Below are 18,290 nucleotides of genomic sequence, written 5' to 3' on the forward strand. Positions count from 1 at the left end.
GAATGGTGCTCAGAGACCCAGGTCGCGGCCGATGAGCTCCTTCATGATCTCGTTGGTGCCGGCCCAGATCTTGTGGACGCGCGCGTCCTTCCAGGCGCGGGCGACGCGGTACTCGTTCATGAAGCCGTAGCCACCGTGCAGCTGGACGCACTCGTCGAGGACGTCGCACTGGATCTCGCCGGCCCACCACTTCGCCTTGGCCGCGTCGACGGCGGTGAGCCTGCCCTCGACGTGGGCCATGACGCAGTCGTCGATGTAGGCCTCGGAGACCTCGACCTTGGTGACGAGCTCGGCGATCTTGAACTTGTTGTGCTGGAAGGTGCCGATCGGCTGGCCGAAGGCCTTGCGCTCCTTGGTGTACTGGATCGTCTCCTCGAGGATCTGGCGCGCGTTGGCGATGTTGCCGACGGCATTGCCCAGACGCTCCTGGGGCAGCTTCTGCATCATCGAGATGAAGCCCATCCCCTCGGGTCCGAGGAGGCGGTCGTCGGACACGCGGACGTTGTCGAAGAACAGCTCCGAGGTGTCCGACTCGGGCTGGCCGACCTTGTCCAGGGGCTTGCCCTTGGTGAAGCCCTCGTCCTCCTTCTCCAGGACGAACAAGGAGATGCCCTTGGCGCCCTTGGCCGGGTCGGTCCGGACCGCCACGACCGCGAGGTCACACTGGTAGCCGTTGGTGATGAAGGTCTTGGAGCCGTTGATGATCCAGTCCCCGGAACCGTCGTCGGCCCTGACCGCGGTGCTCTTCAGGGCGGCGAGGTCGGAACCGCCGGAGGGCTCCGTCATGCCGATCGAGAGGATCTTCTCCCCGGTCGCCACGCCCGGCAGCCAGCGCTGCTTCTGCTCCTCGGTGCCCAGCGCGACGATGTAGGGGGCGGTGATGTCGGAGTGGATGCCGAAGCAGGACGAGGTCGCGGCGTTGAACTTCGCCAGCTCCTCGCCGAGGACCGCGTTGAAGCGGTAGTCGTCGATGCCGACGCCGCCGAACTCCTCGGGGATGGTCAGGCCGAAGAAGCCCTGCTTGCCGGCCTCGAGCCAGACCTCACGCGGGATCGTGTGCTCGGCGATCATCGACTCGGCGCGGGGCACGAGCGTGCGCTCGACGAACTCCCGGACGGAGGAACGGAAGGACTCGTGGTCCTCCTCGTAGATGTTGCGGGGCATTGCCACACCTCTCTGGCACGTGACGTGCCGACATGCTGCCTCGAGGGACGTACCCGCTCGAGAAAACTTTGACTAAGCGCTTGCTTAGTCTCGCCGGGTGAGGGCATGCTGTCAACCGTGACGGCACCGACACCCAACCTGCCCGCGCACGACAACCCCACGGTCGTGCGCCTCTTCGAGGCGGCCGCCGACGCCTTCGCGGACAAGGGCTTCCACGCGACGACGACCCGCGACATCGCCTCGCGCGCCGGGCTATCCCCCGCCGGTGTCTACGTCCACTTCGCGAGCAAGGAGGACCTGCTCTTCCAGCTCAGCCGCGTCGGCCACGAGGAGGCGCGGGACGCGCTCGCCGCGGCCGCCGCCGAGGCCGACTCCCCCACCGCGGCCCTCGAGGAGGTCATCTCGGCCTTCGCCCGCTGGCACGCCCAGCAGTACCAGGTCGCCCGCATCGTGCAGTACGAGTTCCGCCACCTCGCACCCGAGCACCAGCGCGAGGTCCTCACCCTGCGCCGGGAGATCGACGGTGTAGTCGAACGGATCATCACCGACGGGGTCTCCTCCGGTGAGTTCTCCGTCGAGGACACGCGGGTCACCGCGCTGGCGGCGATGTCGCTCGTCGTCGACGTCGCGCGCTGGTACCACCCCGGCGTCAGACGCACCCCCGAGGACATCGGCGCCGAGTACGGCCGACTGGTGCTGCGACTGGTGGGGGCGGCATGAACCTGCCTCGCTGACGCAGATCCACCGCCGAGGCCCTAGTCGACGACGACGGCGAAGGGAGCGAGCAGCCCGAGCGCGCCGACGCGGTCGACCACGAGACCCCGGACAGTCGTCTCCCGCGGATCGATGATGTAGTCACGGGCGCCGCGCAGGTCGGCACCGGCCAGATCCGCGCGCACGAACCGCGCGCCGCCGAGGGAGCAGTCCTCGACCACGATCTCCCTGAGGACCGCCCCGTCGAAGTCCGCGTCGGTGAGCACGCACCGCTCGAACCGCGCGCCGGTGAGGTCGAGCTCGGTGAAGCTGCCCATCGACAGCTGACAGTCCACCCAGGTGCTGGGCTCCGGCGTGATCACGGGAGCGCGCAGCGTCGACCACGAGGTGGCCAGGGCCTTGCAGCCGATGAAGGTGCAGTCGTCGAGCACGGTGTCGGGCAGGCGTATCCGGGACAGGTCGACCCGCTCGACGGTGCACCGCTCCAGACGGACCCCCGCCAGCTGCGCACCCGCCCAGCTCGCGTCGCGGAGGGTGCAGCCGACCAGCTCGACACCGGCGAGTCGATCGCCCTCGCCGAGGTCGCCGGTGAGCACCTCGTCGACGATGCTCGTGCGGCCGCCGACCTGGTCGAGTAGGGAGGACACGGGTCCGCCGGAGCGGCTCAGTCGCGGGTGAGGCGACGGTAGGTGACGCGGTGCGGCCGCGCGGCGTCCTCACCCAGACGCTCGATCTTGTTCGCCTCGTAGCCCTCGAAGTTGCCCTCGAACCAGTACCACTTGGCCGGGTCCGCCTCGGTGCCCTCGTAGGCGAGGATGTGCGTCGCGACGCGGTCGAGGAACCACCGGTCGTGCGAGATGACCACGGCGCAGCCCGGGAACTCCAGCAGGGCGTTCTCCAGCGAACCGAGGGTCTCGACGTCCAGGTCATTCGTCGGCTCGTCGAGCAGCAGCACGTTGCCGCCCTGCTTGAGGGTCAGCGCGAGGTTGAGGCGGTTGCGCTCGCCGCCGGAGAGCACGCCGGCCTTCTTCTGCTGGTCCGGCCCCTTGAAGCCGAACTGGCTGACGTAGGCGCGCGAGGGGATTTCGACGTTGCCGACCTGGATGAAGTCGAGCCCCTCGGAGACGACCTCCCAGACGTTCTTCTCCGGGTCGATCCCGCCGCGGCTCTGGTCGACGTAGGACAGCTTGACCGTGTCCCCGATGTCGACGGTGCCCGCGTCCGGCTCCTCGATGCCGACGATGGTCTTGAAGAGCGTGGTCTTGCCGACGCCGTTGGGACCGATGATGCCGACGATGCCGTTGCGCGGCAGGCTGAAGGAGAGGTCCTCGATGAGCACTCGCTCGTCGAAGCCCTTCTTCAGGCCCTCGACCTCGATGACCTTGCTGCCCAGGCGCGGGCCCGGCGGGATCTGGATCTCCTCGAAGTCCAGCTTCTTGGTGCGCTCGGCCTCGGCCGCCATCTCCTCGTAGCGCGCCAGTCGGGACTTGGACTTCGTCTGGCGGGCCTTGGCGTTGGAGCGGACCCACTCGAGCTCGGACTTCAGCCGCTTGGCGAGCTTCGCGTCCTTCTTGCCCTGGACCTGCAGGCGCTCCTGCTTCTTCTCCAGGTAGGTGGAGTAGTTGCCCTCGTAGGGGTAGAGCCGGCCGCGGTCGACCTCGGCGATCCACTGCGCGACGTTGTCCATGAAGTACCGGTCGTGCGTGACGGCGACGACGGCACCGGGATAGCCGGCGAGGTGCTGCTCGAGCCACAGCACCGACTCGGCGTCCAGGTGGTTGGTGGGCTCGTCGAGGAGCAGCAGGTCGGGCTTCTGCAGGAGGAGCTTGCACAGCGCGACGCGACGGCGCTCACCACCCGAGAGGTGGGTGACCGACTCCTCCGGCGGCGGGCAGCGCAGCGCGTCCATGGCCTGCTCGAGCTGCGAGTCGAGGTCCCACGCGTCGGCGTGGTCGATCTCCTCCTGCAGCTTGCCCATCTCCTCCATGAGCGCGTCGAAGTCCGCGTCCGGGTCGGCCATCTCCTCGGAGATCTCGTTGTAGCGATCGAGCTTGGCCTTGATCTCGCCGGCGCCCTCCTCGACGTTGCCGAGGACGGTCTTCTCCTCGTTCAGCGGCGGCTCCTGCAGCAGGATGCCCACCGTCGCGCCCGGCTTGAGACTCGCCTCGCCGTTGCTCGGCTGGTCGAGCCCGGCCATGATCTTCAGGATGGTCGACTTGCCGGCCCCGTTGGGCCCGACCATCCCGATCTTGGCTCCGGGGAAGAAGGACATCGAGACGTCATCGAGGATGACCTTCTCGTTGTGCGCCTTGCGCGCGCGAACCATGGTGTAGATGTAGTCGGCCATGGGGGCAGGCTATCCACTCCCGCCCCCATGCCCGAATCGTCCACCAGGCTCACGCGGACACCGCTTCGACCTCCTCGGGCTCGTGCGCGGCGACCGGCTCCTCGGGGGCCGGCGGCTCCCCCTTCGCCCCGGCCGTCACGGGGGGCGCCCCCCAGGACTGCCCGTCCTGCCCCTCCTCCTGCTCGAGCCGCTCCTTCAGCCGGTCGTACCCGCCCTCCCCGGCGGCCTGCGCGGCGGGGTCGCCGCCACGTCCGGACTTCACGTACTCCGTCGTCCCGAAGGTCAGGTCGTGGCCGACGCTGTAGGCATCGATGTCGGCCGAGGACCCCCACGAGTCGTCGGCCCGCTGGAAGTCGTTGATCGTCAGGCGGCCACGAACGACAACGGGGTCGCCCTTGTGCAACGACGTGTGCGAGTTCATCCCCAGCGATCGGTAGGTCGCGACGTTGTAGTAGCTCGTCGGACCGTCGACGAAGACACCCTCCCGGTTGCGCCGGCGCGCGTTGGTGGCGAGCCGGAAGATGGTGAACTGCACCCCCGCGCGGGTGGTGCGGTGCTCGGGGTCGGCGACGAGGCGCCCGGCGACGGTCAGCTCGGTCTCGTTCATCAGGTGGTCCTCTCTCCCGCCCACTCGGCTGGTGGGCTCGTGGAACCACCCTCGCGAGTCTGCGCTCGAGGGACCACGGACCGCCACAGGGATGTGGACCGCGACGGGTGCCGGTCGACCTTGTGGATGGTCAGCGCAGGACGTGCAGCAGGTCCGCGCGGGTGTCGGCGTGCTCGGAGATGACCTGGTGCACCGGCTCGACGACGCGCTCGTCCGCGACCCGACCGATGGACGTGCGCAGCCGGCCCCGGACCACCGCCGCGCGCCGGCGGGACCCGATTCGGGCCAGCCACCGCGCCAGTGCGGCGAGGAGGAGACCGGCGAGCAGCCCCCCGACGAGCAGCAGGAAGGGCGTGGCGAAGGGCCCCACGTCGAAGGTCGGGATCTCGGGCAGCTGCAGCCAGGCAGCGGCGCCGATGACGAAGAGCCAGACCAGTCCGACCACCACGGCAAGGGCGAAGACGACCTGCAGCGCCCCGAAGGCCGGCCACCACAGCGGCTTGCCCGCCCGCAACGACGTCGCGAGCACCGCCTGGTCGAGGTCGTCCGCGAGGTCGTGGTCGGCCGGTCGCGCGGCGTCGGCGACGGCATCCGCCCAGCGGGTCGGCAGGCCCTCCCCCGCGCTGGTCCCGATGCGTCGGGCGGCCAGGTCGACCGCGGCGCGCGCGGCCGGCGCCGGCGGTGGGATCGAGGAGCGGCCGAGCACGGCGCGCATGTCCTGCTCGGTGATGTCGGGGACGTCCGTGTCTTTCCGGTCGAGCCGCAGGCGCCTCAACGGTGCCGGCCGGAAGACGCGAGCCCACCGGGTGAACGGCCACCCGGTCCGTGCCCACGACTCCAGGCGGTAGTCCCGGGCGACGGCGTCGACGACGGTCGGGACGCCCGCGCTGCGGCACAGGGCGTCGACGAGCTCCTCGCGGGCGCGGTCGGAGACCCCCGCGTCGGTGTCCGCGACGGAGTCACCCAGCCCCTCGGCAGCGGTGCGCAGGTCCGCGGCCAGCCGGTGCCGCACGGCGTCCGCGTGCTCCACGGCGCGCTCGAGGTGGGCGCGCAGCTCGTCGATCCCGACCGCGGTGACGGTCGAGGTGGCGATGACCTCGTGACGGTCCAGACCGTCGCGCTCGAGCAGCCGTGTCAGGTCCGCCGTGACCTGCTCCTGCCCGCCCCGGGGCAGGCGGTCAACCTGGTTGAGGACGACGAGCGTGACCGCGCCGTACTCGTGCAGGACCCGCACGTACTCGTCGTGGAGGACCGAGTCCGCGTACTTCTGCGGGTCGGTGACCCAGACGAAGACGTCGACGAGCTCGAGGACCCGGCGCGCCTCCTCCCGGTTGGCTTCCTCCCGCGAGTCGAAGTCGGGCAGGTCGACGAGGACGAGGCCGTCCAGGTCCGAGCCGCCGGACGTGGGGACCTGGTGTCGGGCGCCCACGGACAGCCAGTCGAGCAGCTCGCCGGCCGGCTCGTCACCCCACACCGCGGCCGTCGGCGTGGAGGTCGTGGGTCGGCGCAGGCCGACCGTGGCGACGTCCGCACCGACCAGCGCGTTGAAGAGCGAGGACTTGCCCGACCCGGTCGCCCCGGCCAGTGCCACGACGGTGCGTCCCCCGACCAGGGCGCTGCGCTCCGAGACCTTGCCGAGGACCTCGCGTGCCCGTGCGGCGGGACCGGGCTCGAGGCGCGCGCCGCCGCTCGCGAGGGCCCGCGCGAGCGCCTCGGTGCGGGAGGTGATCTCCTCCACGGCGAGCGCGGAGGAGGCGTCCCTGCGGCGAAGGGCGGGCAGCGGGCTCATCGCAGGCCCTCCTCGACGGCGGCGACGGCCTTCTGCAGGCGCCGGATCCGGGCCTCGCTGACGGTCAGCTCGCCGGTCACCGCCGTGTAGCGCTCCCGCTCGGCGGTGAAGAGGGCGTCCACGCGCTCCAGCAGGAGCTGCCGTGCCTTCTTCGCCATCTCGCGCACGGCCTGGTCGCCGAAGACCGCCTCCAGCACCTTCTGGGCCAGCGCGGTGGTCCCGCCGGCGATGGCGACCTCGGGGGCGACGAGCACCCCACCGGTGTGGGCGAAGGAGACGAGCATGAGGAACAGGCCGATGCCGTTGACCCCGTAGGCGGCCACCCGCGCGTTGGTGCGCCGGTTGGCGCCCTCGGCCCGGACGATGTCGAGCACATCGCCCTGCCAGTCGCGCACGAGCCGCTCGACCTCCTCCTCGATCCCCCGCGAGGACCGGGCGAGCTCGGGGTGCTCGTCGAGGACGACCGGTCCCGCCTCGGTGCCGCGCCAGGTGCGGGCGACCGTCGCCGCGGCCGTGTCGGCCTCGGCCAGCAGGAGTGCCGAGACGCCGGTCTGCAGGGCCTCGTCCAGCTCGGCGGTCGGCTCGGGGCCGCGCACCGAGGCGGTGACGCGGTCACGGACCCGGGCGACCCCCTTCTCCACCTTGCGGAAGAACTCCCCGGTCCCGACGAACTCCTGCCACCGGGCCAGGACCTCGCCGCGCAGGAGCTGGCCGTCCTTCATCCCCTCGGTGACACCCTCCTCGGCGCGGTCGTAGGCGTCGTAGACGACCTTGACCAGACCGGCGACCTCGTCCCGCTGTGCGCGAGTGGCACCGACGAGCGACTCGAGGCGACCCTCGAGCGAGCGCAGGGCGCCCTCGAGCGTCTGGCGGACGATGATGCTGCGGGCCTTCTGGTCCCCGGCGAGCGCGGTGAGCCAGCCGCGGATCCGGGCGATGTCCTCCTCGGGGACGAGGCCCTGGTCGTCGAGGTCGGCCTCGGGCACGGTGAAGACGGGCGCGGTGCCCATCCCCTGCCCACGCAGCATCTCGACGAGGTGGGAGCGCACCTCGGCCGCCCCCGGCCGGTCGACCCGGTCGAGGACGATCGCCACCGCGGTGCCCCGGTCGGAGGCCTGGCGCAGCAGCCGCCACGGGATGGCGTCGGCGTAGCGCGCGGCCGTCGTGACGAAGAGCCACAGGTCGGCGGCGGCCAGGAGCTGGACGGCCAGCTCGCGGTTGGCGGAGACGACCGAGTCGATGTCCGGGGCATCGAGGATCGCCATCCCCGGAGGGAGGCTCTCGGAGGCCTGCAGACGCACCGTCCCGGGCTGGGGATCGGCGTCGCCACCGGTGACCCGGGCGAGCGAAGGGAGGACCCGCCCGTCCCTGAACCACGGCGCGTCGTCGGGGTGGTGGATGAGGACCGGGCTGGTGGTCGTCGGCCGGAGCACGCCGGAGCGCGAGACCTCACGGCGGAGGATGGAGTTGATCAGCGTCGACTTGCCGGCGCCGGTCGACCCGCCGACCACGGCCAGCAGGGGCGCATCCATCGACGCCAGCCGGGGGATGACGTGGTCGTCGAGCTGGTCGAGGAGCGCGGCACGCTCCCGGGCGGCCTCCCGGGTGGACTCCAGGTCCAGGGGGAGATCGCTGCGCTCGATCTCGTCACGGAGGGCGGAGACCCGCGCGAGCATGTCATCGAGGCCGACCTGCCCTGCGCTCTTCCCAGCCATGGGCACACCCTATCCAGCGGGATGGCCACCGCCGGCACATGCGTGACTCGTGGCCGGGGCACCGAGGGCCCGCACCGTGTGCCCCCGGCGAGACTCGAACTCGCGACCTCGGGATTAGAAAGCCCTTGCTCTGTCCAACTGAGCTACGGAGGCATCCCCCGGTCGCGGATGTCCACGACGAGGGCGGGCTTCAGTGTAGTGAGCCGTGCGACCTGACATGATCGGAGCCATGTCCGCGAGAGTCACCGTGCGTGAGGCGGAGGTCGACGACGGCCTCGCCGACCTCGGGCTGCTCGACGACGGCGAGCGCGCCCGGGCCGAGCGCAAGCGCGACCCGGCCCCCTTCGTCACCGGGCACGCCCTCGTGCGCCGCACGCTGGGTGAGCTCCTCGACAGGGACCCGGCCGGCCTGACGTTCGAGCGACGGTGCACCACCTGCCGCAGCGAGCTGCACGGCAAGCCGAGCCTCGTCGACGTCCCGGGGTGGCACTTCTCACTCTCCTACACCTCCGCGCTGGCCGTCGTGGTCGCCGCGGAGGGGATCGATGTCGGCGTCGACACCGAGGACCTCACGGACGCCGACTTCGAGGGCTTCGCGGACGTCACCCTGGCGCGCGAGGAGGTCGCGGCCTTCGAGGGACTGACCGGGCGCGACCTGCTCATCGCCCGGGCCCGGGTCTGGGCCCGCAAGGAGGCGATCCTCAAGGCGACCGGCCACGGCCTGGTCGTGGACCCGTCGGAGATCCTCGTGACCGGACCGCTCGAGGCGCCGGGCCTCGTCGCCTGGCGTGCCGAGGAGCCGGCACCGCCGGCCGTCTCCCTCGTCGACCTCGACCTCACGACCGCCAACCACCGCGCGGCCGTCGCGGGCCTCACCGACCAACCGCTCGAGATCGTCGGCGGCTGACTACCCGATGCCGGCGAACTCGCGTCGCCGGGCGGTCATCGAGTCGAGCAGCACCCGCTCCCGCATCAGCGTCTGCGCGTCCACAGGGTGCCGGTGCATACGTCGGCGCAGCAGGGCCAGCTCCGAGGCGCAGTCCTGGAAGCTGCGCATGGACGTCGTGCCGACGTTCCCTCGGTGGTGCTTCGCCCACGAGCGGGCCTGCCGACGGGACTTCATCGACGAGAGCATCCCCACCTCGTCGCTCGTGAGCCACCCGGTCGCGGCGTACGGAGTGAGGAACTCCCCGATGATCCGCCCCTCACGGCGTCGCGCCCACACGACGAAGGTCAGGAAGGCGACGAAGGCGACGAACCCGCCCGCGAGTCCGAGGAGCAGTCCGGCACCGTCGCCGGAGGAGGCGGAGAGGTTCCACAGCCCGTGCAGCAGCACGGCCGCGCACCACCCGATGAACGGGGCCACGACCTTGGTGGACCGGGAGTGCGAGACCGCGGCCAGGCCGACACCGATCCCGATCATCGTCGTGAACATCGGGTGCAGGAACGGGCTGATGATCCCGCGCATGACGAAGGTCATGGCGAAGCCACCGAGGCCGTGCTCGATCGCCGCCCCCGCGAAGTACTGGATGTTCTCGGTGAACGCGAAGCCCGCGGCGACGATGCCGGCATAGACGACGCCGTCGGTCAGGCCGTTGAACTCGTGCCTCATGAACCACCACATGACGAGCAGGAAGAGCCCCTTGAAGGTCTCCTCCGTGAACGGCGCGACGAGCACGGCGGTGAGCATGCTGGCCGACCGCTGGTCGGTGACACCCATGAGAAAGGCGCCGCCGAGCGAGTTGACGACGATCGCCAACGCCGTCGAACCGAGCGCTCCGTAGAGGAAGGCGGTCACGAGGTAGCGCCACGGCTCGGCCTCGAAGCGGTCGAGCCACAGGAAGAGCGGGAGGACCAGGGTCAACGGCAGCAGCGCCGCGAGGAGACCGATGACCGTCCACACCACGCCGAAGCTGTAGCCGTAGAGCAGGGCGAAGAGCGAGGCGAGCACCAGGGAGACGGTGACGACGAGTCCGCCGAGCAGCCACCTGCGCAGCCGTGGCCGCGGGGTGGGGTTCATCTGCGCCTGGGCCGTCACGTACTGGGGGGTGTACTGCTGGTACTGCAGCCACGCCTGCTGCTCGGCAGGCGGCGGGGCGGCGGGCCCGGGCTGGGGCGGCGATGAGCTCATGCCCACACGCTAATCGAGCGCGGGCAGCGCACGAGCACACGTTCTCGGCCGTCGTGGGTGCCCACCCGGGGTGGATAGGGTGATCGGCGTGACTGCACCGACCCAATCCCCGTCCGAACGCATCGTCTGGATCGACTGCGAGATGACCGGCCTCTCCCTCGAGCACGACGCGCTCATCGAGGTCGCCGCGCTGGTCACCGACTACGAGCTGGAGCAGGTGGGTGAGGGCATCGACGTCATCATCCGACCGCCCGAGGCCGCCCTGACCCAGATGAACGACTTCGTGCGCACCATGCACACCACCTCCGGGCTGCTCGACGTCCTCGCCGAGGGCATGTCGCTGACCGACGCCGAGGAGGCCGTGCTCGCGCACATCAAGGAGCTCGTGCCGGAGGCGGGCAAGGCCCCGCTCGGGGGCAACAGCGTCGCGACCGACCGCGCCTTCCTGCAGCGGGACATGGCCGACCTCGAAGGCCACCTCCACTACCGGATGATCGACGTCTCCTCCATCAAGGAGCTCGCCCGTCGCTGGTACCCGCGCTCCTACTTCGCCGCCCCGACGAAGAGCGGCGGTCACCGGGCGCTGGCCGACATCACCGAGTCGATCGCCGAGCTGCGCTACTACCGCGAGGCGGTCTTCCTGCCCCCGCCCGGCCTCGGGACCGCGGAGCTGAAGACGATCGCGGCCAAGTACCAGGTCGGCTGACGCCCCGACACGAGAAGGCCCCCGGACGATGTCGTCCGGGGGGCCTTCTGCATGGGGTGAGTAACGGGACTTGAACCCGCGACCCTCGCGACCACAACGCGATGCTCTACCAGCTGAGCTATACCCACCATGTTGCCCTGTCTTGGGCAGCGCGGACCATCGTACCTGCTCCGGAGCAGTGCTCATGACCACCCCGCTCCCCGGCGCCCCCGAGCACCCTGCCTCCGACGGGTTGCGGCGTCGATCAGGCACGATGGACGGGTGACGACTTCCGCGAACCCGCTGCCTCCCTTCGCCCGCGCCCTGGGCGCGATGCTCGCCGCCGTGGCCCTGATGGCCGCCTCGGTCATCATCGCCTCACCGGCGGACGCACACGCCCGCCTGGAGGGATCCAGCCCCCAGGACGGCGCCACGCTCTCCGCCGTGCCGCCGGAGATCATGCTGCGCTTCAACGAGCCGATCGAGGCGGGCCTGAACCAGGTCAGCGTGAAGTCCGGCTCGACCGAGGTCGCCAAGGGCGACCCCCAGGTCGACGGGTCGAACGTCTACCAGCCGATCGAGTACACGATGGACCCCGGCGAGTACACCGTCACCTACAAGGTGGTCAGTGCCGACGGGCACCCCGTGAGCGGCTCCTTCACCTTCACCTACTCGCCCGCGGACAACGACGGACAGGTCGACGAGGACACGGACGCCACCCCCTACTCACCGTCGGAGACCTCCTCGCCGGCCGAGTCGGAGGAGACATCGCCGACCGAGGGCTCGAGCGAGTCGCCCGCGGAGGAGACCTCCACGCCCGCCGAGGAGTCGAGCGAGGAGGGCGGGTCGAGCCCGAGCGAGACCGCCACGGCCACCGACGAGTCCCCGACCCCCGAGGCGGACGCGGGCGAGGAGACCGCCCAGGAGACCACCTCCCCGTGGTGGTGGGCCCTCGCCGTGGGCGCACTCGTCGTGGTCATCGGTGGGCTGGTGATGCTCGTGCGCGGCCGTCGGGACCACGAGGACGAGGAGACCCCGCGCGGCTGACCCGCCGCGACGCGACGAAGGCCCCGGACGCGATGTCCGGGGCCTTCGTCGTGGTGGTGCGCCAACAGGGACTTGAACCCCGAACCCGCTGATTAAGAGTCAGCTGCTCTGCCAATTGAGCTATTGGCGCGCGAGGAGAGACATTAGCAGGCTCGTGGCCGAGCGCGAAATCGGCTGCCACCAGCCGACGTCGGGCACGACGAAGGGGGTCGGTCCAGCCGGACCGACCCCCTCGCCAGATCTCTCGTCAGCTCACCAGGAGCGCTTGGCGCGCTGGCGCTCCCACTTCTTGTGCTTGCGGCTGGTGGAGACCATCTTCAACACGATGACCGCGCCCACGGCCGCCGCGGCCATGGCGACACGGTCCATGCGCAGCTCGCCGGACTCGGTCCTGACCGCGCTGTCGACGGAGGCCTTCAGCGACTCCTTCTGGCGGGCGACGACGTTCTTCGGCGCAGCCCGCACGCTCAGCTCGTCGATCGTCTGGGCCAGTCGGTCGCGGGTCGTGACGATGTCGTTCTCGAGCTTGGTGATGCTCGGGTTCTCGTTGCTCACGTGGTGTTCCGTCCTTACTCGATGCCGAGGTCCCGGCGGATACGGGCAACGTGGCCCGTCGCCTTGACGTTGTAACGGGCGTGGGTGACCACACCATCTTCTCCGACGACGACCGTCGAGCGGATGACTCCCTCGACGATCTTGCCGTACAGCTTCTTCTCACCATAGGCGCCCCAGGCCGTCATCACGGACTTGTCGGCGTCGGAGAGCAGTGTGATCGTCAGGCCATCGCGCTCCCGGAACTTCGCGAGCTTCTCGGACGCGTCCGGCGAGATCCCGATGACCTCGGTGTCGGCGGCGCGCAGCGCCTCCAGGGAGTCGCTGAAGTCGCAGGCCTGGGCCGTGCAGCCCGGCGTCATCGCCGCCGGGTAGAAGTAGACGATGACCCGCTTGCCGCGGAAGTCGCTCAACGACACGGGCGTGCCGGTGTCATCAGGGAGGGTGAAGTCCGGGGCGGGATCGCCCGGGGTGAGTCTCTCGCCCACGAATGCCTCGCAATCTGCCTGTGCGTCGATGCCGGAGGACGGGGACAAACCTATCCCAGCGCGTGCCTCCCGGGCAGCCGGAGACCGATGGGCGCAAGATGCAAACCATATGCAATAGTGGACTCTCCTGCCCCGACTGACGAGGAGATGCTGCGATGCACGTCCCCGACGGATTCCTCGACGGCCCCACCTCGGTGGGCACCGCTGCCATTGCGGCGGCGGGCATCGGGGTGGCCCTGTGGCGCAGCCGCTCCTCGCTCGACGACCGGAGCGCCCCGATGGCGGGGATGGCCGCCGTCTTCGTCTTCGCCGCACAGATGCTCAACTTCCCCGTCGGCGCCGGCACCTCCGGGCACCTGCTCGGCGGGGCCCTCGCCGCGGTCCTCGTGGGGCCGTGGACGGCGACCCTGTGCATCACCGTCGTGCTCGTCGTGCAGGCGCTGCTCTTCGCCGACGGCGGCATCACCGCGCTCGGGACCAATGTCACCCTCATGGCCGTGGTCGGCGTGTGGGTGGGGTGGGCGGTTTTCCGTGGCGCCGCCCTGGTCCTGCCCCGGCGCACCACCTCGGTGCCCGTCGCGGCCGCAGTCGCCGCCTTCGTCTCCGTGCCGGTGACGGCCCTGGCCTTCGTCGGGATGTACGCGGTCGGGGGCCAGGCACCGATCCCCCTCGACACCCTGACCACGGCCATGCTCTCGTGGCACGCCCTCATCGGGATCGGCGAGGCCGTGATCACCTTCCTCGTCGTCGGGTCCATCACGACCGCCCGCCCGGACCTGGTGCGTGGAGCCGCGGGGCGACGACCAGCCGATCTGGCGCGGCGTGAAGTGGAGGTCCCGGCATGAAGCACCGGATCAGCACGCGGGCCGTCGTCCTCAGCGGCGTGGCCGTCGCCCTGCTCCTCGCCGCGGTCGTGTCCTTCTACGCGTCGGGATCACCCGACGGGCTGGAGCGCGTCGCCGAGAACCTCGGCTTCGACGGGACCGCCGGCGAGCACGCGGCCGGTGACTCCCCCCTGGCCGACTACGGCGTCAGCGGCATCGGGGACGCTCGCCTGTCCGGTGGTCTGGCGGGGGTCATCGGCCTCTCCGTCGTCGGGATCGTCATGTACGGCCTGACCCGTCTGCTGCGTCGCGGCGACTCCGACTCGACGGAGGACTGAGTGGGCGGCCCCCGCGGCCGCTCCCTGCACGTCGCCGGAAACTCCGTCGTGCACCGGCTGCCCGCCCACGTGAAGGTCGTCGCGCTCCTCGTCTTCGTCGGAGCGGTCGTGGCGACCCCGCGCGAGGCCTTCTGGGCCTACGGGCTGCACGCGGTGGCGCTGCTGGCGGCGATCGTCATCTCGACCGTCCCGTTCCGGGTGCTGCTGCCCCGGCTGGTGATCGAACTCCCCTTCGTCGTCTTCGCGCTGCTCATGCCCTTCGTCGCGGTGGGGCCGCAGACGCAGGTCGGTCCGCTGTCGTTGTCCGTCGCCGGCCTGTGGGGCGCATGGGCACTGCTGGCGAAGGGGACGCTGGGCGCCCTGGCATCACTGCTCCTGGCGGCCACGACCTCCGCGACCGACCTGGTCGGTGGGCTGGCCCGACTGCGCCTGCCACGACGTCTGGTGGAGATACTGGCCTTCATGATCCGCTACCTCGACGTCGTCACCGGGGAGCTGCGACGCATGCGCATCGCCCGGGAGTCCCGCGGCTTCGCCGGCCGGTCGTTGGCCGCCTGGCCGGTCGTCGCCGGCTCCGCCGGAGCCCTGTTCATCCGCTCCTTCGAGCGCGGCGAGCGCGTGCACCTGGCGATGCTCTCCCGCCGCTACACCGGCGAGCTGCACCTCGGTGCGGGACCGTCCGCACCCGAGGTGTCGTGGGTGCGTGCGCTCGCGCTCCCCTCGGTCGCCGCGCTCGTCGCGGCGGTCGCCATCGGCACCGGGGCGTGGGCATGAGCACACCGGTCGTCGAGCTGCGCGGGCTCCGGCACGCCTACCCCGACGGGCACGAGGCGCTGCGCGGCGTCGACCTGCACGTGCATCCGCGCGAGCGGGTCGCCCTGCTCGGCCCGAACGGCGCGGGCAAGACCACGCTCGTGCTCCACCTCAACGGCGTGCTGCGCCCCGACTCCGGAAGCGTGACGATCTCGGGACTGCCGGTCGCCGACGAGTCCCTGCTCGAGGTGCGCCGGCGGGTGGGGATCGTCTTCCAGGACCCGGACGACCAGCTCTTCATGCCGACGGTGCGCCAGGACGTCGCCTTCGGGCCCCGGAACCTCGGCCTGCGCGGCGACGAGCTCGAGTCGCGGGTGGACTCGGCGCTGGCAGCGGTCGAGGTGTCGGACCTGGCCGATCGCCCCCCGCACCACCTGTCCTTCGGCCAGCGGCGCCGGGTGGCGATCGCGACGGTGCTGGCGATGGAGCCGGAGATCCTCGTCCTCGACGAGCCGAGCAGCAACCTCGACCCGGCGGCACGCCGGGAGGTCGCCGACATCCTGCGGGGGCTGGACGTCACCGTCCTCATGGTCACGCACGACCTGCCCTACGCCCTCGAGCTGTGCGAGCGCTCCGTGCTGCTCTCGGACGGCCGGGTGGTCGGTGACGGCCCGACGGCCGAGATCCTCGGAGATCGTGAGCTCATGGCCGCCCACCGGCTCGAGCTGCCCTACGGCTTCGACCCCGCGTCGGTGCCAGCGGCGACGCGCAGGGCGGACTGAGACCGACCCGGAGTCTCGCTGGCCCGCAGTCAGGCTGCGTGGAGGAGCTCCGCGTAGACGGCTTCGAGGGGTGAGCGGTAGTCGGGCGGCGGATGAACGTCCGTCCGCCAGCGCTGCGGACCAGGTGGAGCCGATCCCGGCACAGCCCGGGGCCGTGGAGGGCGCCCGGCTCCGAAGACAGGTGGCGCCGGGCAGTCGTGGGTGCAGCCGGTGGGTGTGGTGAAGCGGATCTCGTGGGGGCCCGCGTCGGGTTCGAGACCGGTGGCCATGACCTCGACAGTCCAGCCGGACTCCTCCTTGACCAGATTGTGGCACTGGCACAGGCCCGCACCGTTGGCGGCGCTCGTTGCTCCGCCGTGGGCGGCGGGAGTGACGTGGTCGATCTGACGGGCGGGCGCGTCGCACCACGGCACACGACACGTGGGGTCGCGCAACTCGAGCAGGCGCCTCAGGCCGCCATGGAAGAAGCGCCTGCGGGAGTCCAAGGCGACCACGTCGCGGCCGTCGGGGCTGGTCCAGAGCCGGCGTAGCCAGAACCCCGCGCGCCGTGCCCCGTCCGCCGTCCGGTCGCCTGTGCCATCGGACTCCTCATGGGTGTCCTCCTCGAGGAGACGCAGCAGGTGCTCACGCGTCATCGAGGTCGGCACGGGTCCCCAGCCGGGCATCTCCACCCTTCCCCTTCCGGCCCGGCTGGCGCTCTGGCGGGAGTCGCTGCCACCTCCGCGGGAGTCGCCGTCGCTCTCGTGGTGTTCGCAGCCGGGAGCGGTCGCGTCCGCCTGAGCGGGGAAGAAAGCGGCCTCGTCCATGACCAGACCCACTTCGACCGGCTGGGCTTCTCCTTCGGCGCGCCCCGACAAGCGCTCCAGGGCAGTGTCGGCCAGCCACGCCCCTCGACCTCGATCATCGTCCGCGCGGGCCGCGTCGACCTGCGGGTCACCGGTGGCCACGAATCGGGTCTTCTCCGCCGCCAGCAGTGAGGCATGCGCACCGACCACGTCGGTCATCCGTCCCAGCACGCTCAGGTAGGCCATCCCGTCCGGCGCGGGTCGCACACCCACGCGCCGGGAGGCGGCCGCCCGGGCCCGGCGCTCGACCACCGCCTCCGGGTCCAGGTCGACGCACGTCCGCCGGGCCGCATCGCCGAGGGCTTTGTCCCCCAACCGGGACAGCTCGCCCGCCATGCGTGCGTCGGCCTCCCTGCGGTCGTGCGGGTCGAGGCAGGCGGTCTCCCGGGCGATGATCGTCGCGCGCCACTCACTGACCTCGCCCCGAGACAACGCACCCATCACCCGGGGCAGGTCCGAGACCAGAGCCTTGGCCAGGCCCACGTGCCGGTCCGCCTGTGACGGTGAGCACCGCCGCTCCAACGCGACCTCCGCCCGGGCCGCACTGCGACGACAGGTCACCTCGCGCGCGCTCAACTCACCCCGCCCGGCAGCGCTCGCGGCGTCGTCGTCACGCTGCTGCACGAACTGGACGGTGGCCCTGGCCTGCACCGCTGCGACCGAGGCCTTGACCGCCTCCGCCGCATCGATGACCTCCAGCAACTCCCCCGCCGTCAGACCCTCCACATCCGCAGCAACACTGTCGGACAGGCGTGCCATGGTCGAGGCAAGCATGCTCGGCAGGCCCTCCCTCGGCCCATCCACCTGCTGCGTCGACTGCTCCATCACGAGCTCCTTCCCTGACTCCATTCGAACACACGTTCGATACAACCGTCAAGAGAGCGGGCAGACGACATTCGATGACGCGGACGAGTCAGTCGGTCACTCCGACGAGCACCGACTCGATGACGATCTCGCTCCGCAGACTGGCGGCGATGAAACACTCGCGGTGCGCGACCTCGACCAGACGCTCGATCTTGGCGCGCGGAGGGCTGCCGGTGAAGGTGATGCGCGGCCGGAGCACGATGTGCGTCAGCCACATCGGCCGGCTCTCCTCGGGCATGTGGCCAATCGCCTCGTCGCGGTAGTCCACGACGTCGAGACGGGCCCTGGCCGCGACGGCGAGGAAGGACAGCAGCTGGCAGCTGCTGGCAGCAGCCACGAGGAGTTGCTCGGGGTTGGGGCGGTCCGGGTCCCCGAGGAAGGCACCCGCGCTGCTCGCACGCACCGTCTCGCCCGCCACCCCCAGCTCGTGCTCACGGGGGTAGGCGTCGTAGCCCGCGGCGGTCGAACCGGCCCAGCGCAGGGAGGTCGTGAAGGAGTGGTCGCTCACCCCGCTTAGACTGCCTGATCGAGCCGAAGTGGTGGAACAGGCAGACACGCGGCACTTAGGATGCCGTGCCCATTGGGTGTGCGGGTTCAAGTCCCGCCTTCGGCACCCTTCGAGACGGTTGCTGCGCAACCTCCTCA

Annotated in this window: 19 protein-coding genes and 4 tRNA genes; 9 read left to right on the forward strand and 14 right to left on the reverse strand. The window is 70.9% G+C overall.

The window, feature by feature from the left end; translation table 11 throughout:
• Positions 1–9: 9 nt before the first annotated feature.
• Complete coding sequence (locus PVE36_RS10500) at positions 10–1,164, reverse strand: acyl-CoA dehydrogenase family protein (protein WP_277452199.1); 1,155 nt, start codon at positions 1,162–1,164, stop codon at positions 10–12.
• Between the two features lie 117 nt (positions 1,165–1,281).
• Here PVE36_RS10500 and PVE36_RS10505 point away from each other — a divergent pair, with 117 nt between their 5' ends.
• Positions 1,282–1,884, forward strand: a complete 603-nt coding sequence (locus PVE36_RS10505; protein ID WP_277452201.1) for a TetR/AcrR family transcriptional regulator — start codon at positions 1,282–1,284, stop codon at positions 1,882–1,884.
• Positions 1,885–1,919: 35 nt separating this feature from the next.
• On the opposite strand, the gene PVE36_RS10510 is transcribed toward PVE36_RS10505, so the two are convergent.
• The 6 genes from PVE36_RS10510 to PVE36_RS10535 form a co-directional block, all read right to left on the reverse strand.
• Positions 1,920–2,525, reverse strand: a complete 606-nt coding sequence (locus tag PVE36_RS10510; protein ID WP_277452203.1) for a pentapeptide repeat-containing protein — start codon at positions 2,523–2,525, stop codon at positions 1,920–1,922.
• A gap of 17 nt (positions 2,526–2,542) precedes the next feature.
• Entirely contained in the window at positions 2,543–4,225 is a 1,683-nt protein-coding gene (gene ettA, locus PVE36_RS10515; protein WP_277452204.1) for an energy-dependent translational throttle protein EttA, read from the reverse strand.
• Positions 4,226–4,274: 49 nt separating this feature from the next.
• Positions 4,275–4,832 (reverse strand): single-stranded DNA-binding protein, encoded by a 558-nt coding sequence (locus tag PVE36_RS10520; RefSeq protein ID WP_277452206.1) that lies wholly within the window; start codon positions 4,830–4,832, stop codon positions 4,275–4,277.
• A gap of 130 nt (positions 4,833–4,962) precedes the next feature.
• Entirely contained in the window at positions 4,963–6,621 is a 1,659-nt protein-coding gene (locus PVE36_RS10525) for a YfjP family GTPase (protein ID WP_277452207.1), read from the reverse strand.
• Positions 6,618–8,336, reverse strand: a complete 1,719-nt coding sequence (locus tag PVE36_RS10530; protein WP_277452208.1) for an ABC transporter — start codon at positions 8,334–8,336, stop codon at positions 6,618–6,620. Before PVE36_RS10530 ends, PVE36_RS10525 begins: the two co-directional genes overlap by 4 nt.
• Positions 8,337–8,415: 79 nt before the next feature.
• A tRNA-Arg gene (locus PVE36_RS10535) sits at positions 8,416–8,489 on the reverse strand.
• Positions 8,490–8,565: 76 nt separating this feature from the next.
• On the opposite strand from PVE36_RS10535, the gene PVE36_RS10540 reads away from it, so the two are divergent.
• Complete coding sequence (locus PVE36_RS10540; protein WP_277452211.1) at positions 8,566–9,243, forward strand: 4'-phosphopantetheinyl transferase superfamily protein; 678 nt, start codon at positions 8,566–8,568, stop codon at positions 9,241–9,243.
• Here PVE36_RS10540 and PVE36_RS10545 read toward each other — a convergent pair whose 3' ends face one another.
• Positions 9,244–10,467 (reverse strand): PrsW family intramembrane metalloprotease, encoded by a 1,224-nt coding sequence (locus PVE36_RS10545; RefSeq protein WP_277452213.1) that lies wholly within the window; start codon positions 10,465–10,467, stop codon positions 9,244–9,246.
• 79 nt (positions 10,468–10,546) lie between these two features.
• Between PVE36_RS10545 and orn the strand changes: the two genes are divergently transcribed.
• Positions 10,547–11,173, forward strand: coding sequence for an oligoribonuclease (orn, locus tag PVE36_RS10550; protein ID WP_277452215.1), 627 nt, complete (start codon positions 10,547–10,549; stop codon positions 11,171–11,173).
• A gap of 52 nt (positions 11,174–11,225) precedes the next feature.
• Here the strand turns inward: orn and PVE36_RS10555 are convergent.
• Positions 11,226–11,301 (reverse strand) — tRNA-His (locus PVE36_RS10555).
• Between the two features lie 133 nt (positions 11,302–11,434).
• Between PVE36_RS10555 and PVE36_RS10560 the strand changes: the two genes are divergently transcribed.
• Positions 11,435–12,199, forward strand: a complete 765-nt coding sequence (locus PVE36_RS10560; RefSeq protein ID WP_277452218.1) for a copper resistance protein CopC — start codon at positions 11,435–11,437, stop codon at positions 12,197–12,199.
• A gap of 54 nt (positions 12,200–12,253) precedes the next feature.
• On the opposite strand, the gene PVE36_RS10565 is transcribed toward PVE36_RS10560, so the two are convergent.
• From PVE36_RS10565 to bcp, 3 genes are all read right to left on the reverse strand, one after another.
• Positions 12,254–12,329, reverse strand: a tRNA-Lys gene (locus PVE36_RS10565).
• A gap of 122 nt (positions 12,330–12,451) precedes the next feature.
• The gene (locus tag PVE36_RS10570; protein ID WP_277452219.1) at positions 12,452–12,754 is read right to left on the reverse strand and encodes a DUF3618 domain-containing protein; all 303 of its coding nucleotides are present in this window, start codon (positions 12,752–12,754) and stop codon (positions 12,452–12,454) included.
• A gap of 14 nt (positions 12,755–12,768) precedes the next feature.
• Positions 12,769–13,239, reverse strand: coding sequence for a thioredoxin-dependent thiol peroxidase (gene bcp / locus PVE36_RS10575; protein ID WP_277452222.1), 471 nt, complete (start codon positions 13,237–13,239; stop codon positions 12,769–12,771).
• 155 nt (positions 13,240–13,394) lie between these two features.
• On the opposite strand from bcp, the gene PVE36_RS10580 reads away from it, so the two are divergent.
• From PVE36_RS10580 to PVE36_RS10595, 4 genes are read left to right on the forward strand one after another with little or no spacing between them, the layout of a single operon-like run.
• Positions 13,395–14,084 carry an energy-coupling factor ABC transporter permease gene (locus tag PVE36_RS10580; protein ID WP_277452224.1) on the forward strand — a complete coding sequence of 230 codons (690 nt, stop codon included), beginning with the start codon at positions 13,395–13,397 and terminating at the stop codon, positions 14,082–14,084.
• Entirely contained in the window at positions 14,081–14,401 is a 321-nt protein-coding gene (locus tag PVE36_RS10585) for a PDGLE domain-containing protein (RefSeq protein ID WP_277452226.1), read from the forward strand. The genes PVE36_RS10580 and PVE36_RS10585 overlap by 4 nt, the downstream gene beginning before the upstream one ends.
• Positions 14,402–15,175, forward strand: coding sequence for a cobalt ECF transporter T component CbiQ (cbiQ, locus tag PVE36_RS10590; RefSeq protein WP_277452227.1), 774 nt, complete (start codon positions 14,402–14,404; stop codon positions 15,173–15,175).
• Positions 15,172–15,936 (forward strand): ABC transporter ATP-binding protein, encoded by a 765-nt coding sequence (locus tag PVE36_RS10595; protein WP_277452228.1) that lies wholly within the window; start codon positions 15,172–15,174, stop codon positions 15,934–15,936. The genes cbiQ and PVE36_RS10595 overlap by 4 nt, the downstream gene beginning before the upstream one ends.
• A gap of 29 nt (positions 15,937–15,965) precedes the next feature.
• Here the strand turns inward: PVE36_RS10595 and PVE36_RS10600 are convergent, their stop codons facing one another.
• Together PVE36_RS10600 and PVE36_RS10605 are read right to left on the reverse strand one after the other, a co-directional pair.
• Positions 15,966–17,606 carry an HNH endonuclease signature motif containing protein gene (locus PVE36_RS10600; protein ID WP_277452229.1) on the reverse strand — a complete coding sequence of 547 codons (1,641 nt, stop codon included), beginning with the start codon at positions 17,604–17,606 and terminating at the stop codon, positions 15,966–15,968.
• 88 nt (positions 17,607–17,694) lie between these two features.
• Positions 17,695–18,153 carry an OsmC family protein gene (locus tag PVE36_RS10605; RefSeq protein WP_277452230.1) on the reverse strand — a complete coding sequence of 153 codons (459 nt, stop codon included), beginning with the start codon at positions 18,151–18,153 and terminating at the stop codon, positions 17,695–17,697.
• A 22-nt stretch (positions 18,154–18,175) separates the two neighbouring features.
• Here PVE36_RS10605 and PVE36_RS10610 point away from each other — a divergent pair.
• Positions 18,176–18,258 (forward strand) — tRNA-Leu (locus tag PVE36_RS10610).
• Positions 18,259–18,290: the final 32 nt, after the last annotated feature.

The organism is Janibacter sp. DB-40 (genome assembly GCF_029510815.1).
Lineage (GTDB): Bacteria > Actinomycetota > Actinomycetes > Actinomycetales > Dermatophilaceae > Janibacter.

Excerpts from the sequence above, each read along its gene's own strand:
- PVE36_RS10525 (WP_277452207.1), bottom strand. The coding sequence starts at position 6,621 with ATGAGCCCGCTGCCCGCCCTTCGCCGCAGGGACGCCTCCTCCGCGCTC.
- PVE36_RS10585 (WP_277452226.1), top strand. The coding sequence starts at position 14,081 with ATGAAGCACCGGATCAGCACGCGGGCCGTCGTCCTCAGCGGCGTGGCC.
- PVE36_RS10520 (WP_277452206.1), bottom strand. The coding sequence starts at position 4,832 with ATGAACGAGACCGAGCTGACCGTCGCCGGGCGCCTCGTCGCCGACCCC.
- PVE36_RS10545 (WP_277452213.1), bottom strand. The coding sequence starts at position 10,467 with ATGAGCTCATCGCCGCCCCAGCCCGGGCCCGCCGCCCCGCCGCCTGCC.
- PVE36_RS10540 (WP_277452211.1), top strand. The coding sequence starts at position 8,566 with ATGTCCGCGAGAGTCACCGTGCGTGAGGCGGAGGTCGACGACGGCCTC.
- PVE36_RS10500 (WP_277452199.1), bottom strand. The coding sequence starts at position 1,164 with ATGCCCCGCAACATCTACGAGGAGGACCACGAGTCCTTCCGTTCCTCC.
- PVE36_RS10530 (WP_277452208.1), bottom strand. The coding sequence starts at position 8,336 with ATGGCTGGGAAGAGCGCAGGGCAGGTCGGCCTCGATGACATGCTCGCG.
- PVE36_RS10580 (WP_277452224.1), top strand. The coding sequence starts at position 13,395 with ATGCACGTCCCCGACGGATTCCTCGACGGCCCCACCTCGGTGGGCACC.
- ettA (WP_277452204.1), bottom strand. The coding sequence starts at position 4,225 with ATGGCCGACTACATCTACACCATGGTTCGCGCGCGCAAGGCGCACAAC.
- PVE36_RS10600 (WP_277452229.1), bottom strand. The coding sequence starts at position 17,606 with ATGGAGCAGTCGACGCAGCAGGTGGATGGGCCGAGGGAGGGCCTGCCG.
- PVE36_RS10595 (WP_277452228.1), top strand. The coding sequence starts at position 15,172 with ATGAGCACACCGGTCGTCGAGCTGCGCGGGCTCCGGCACGCCTACCCC.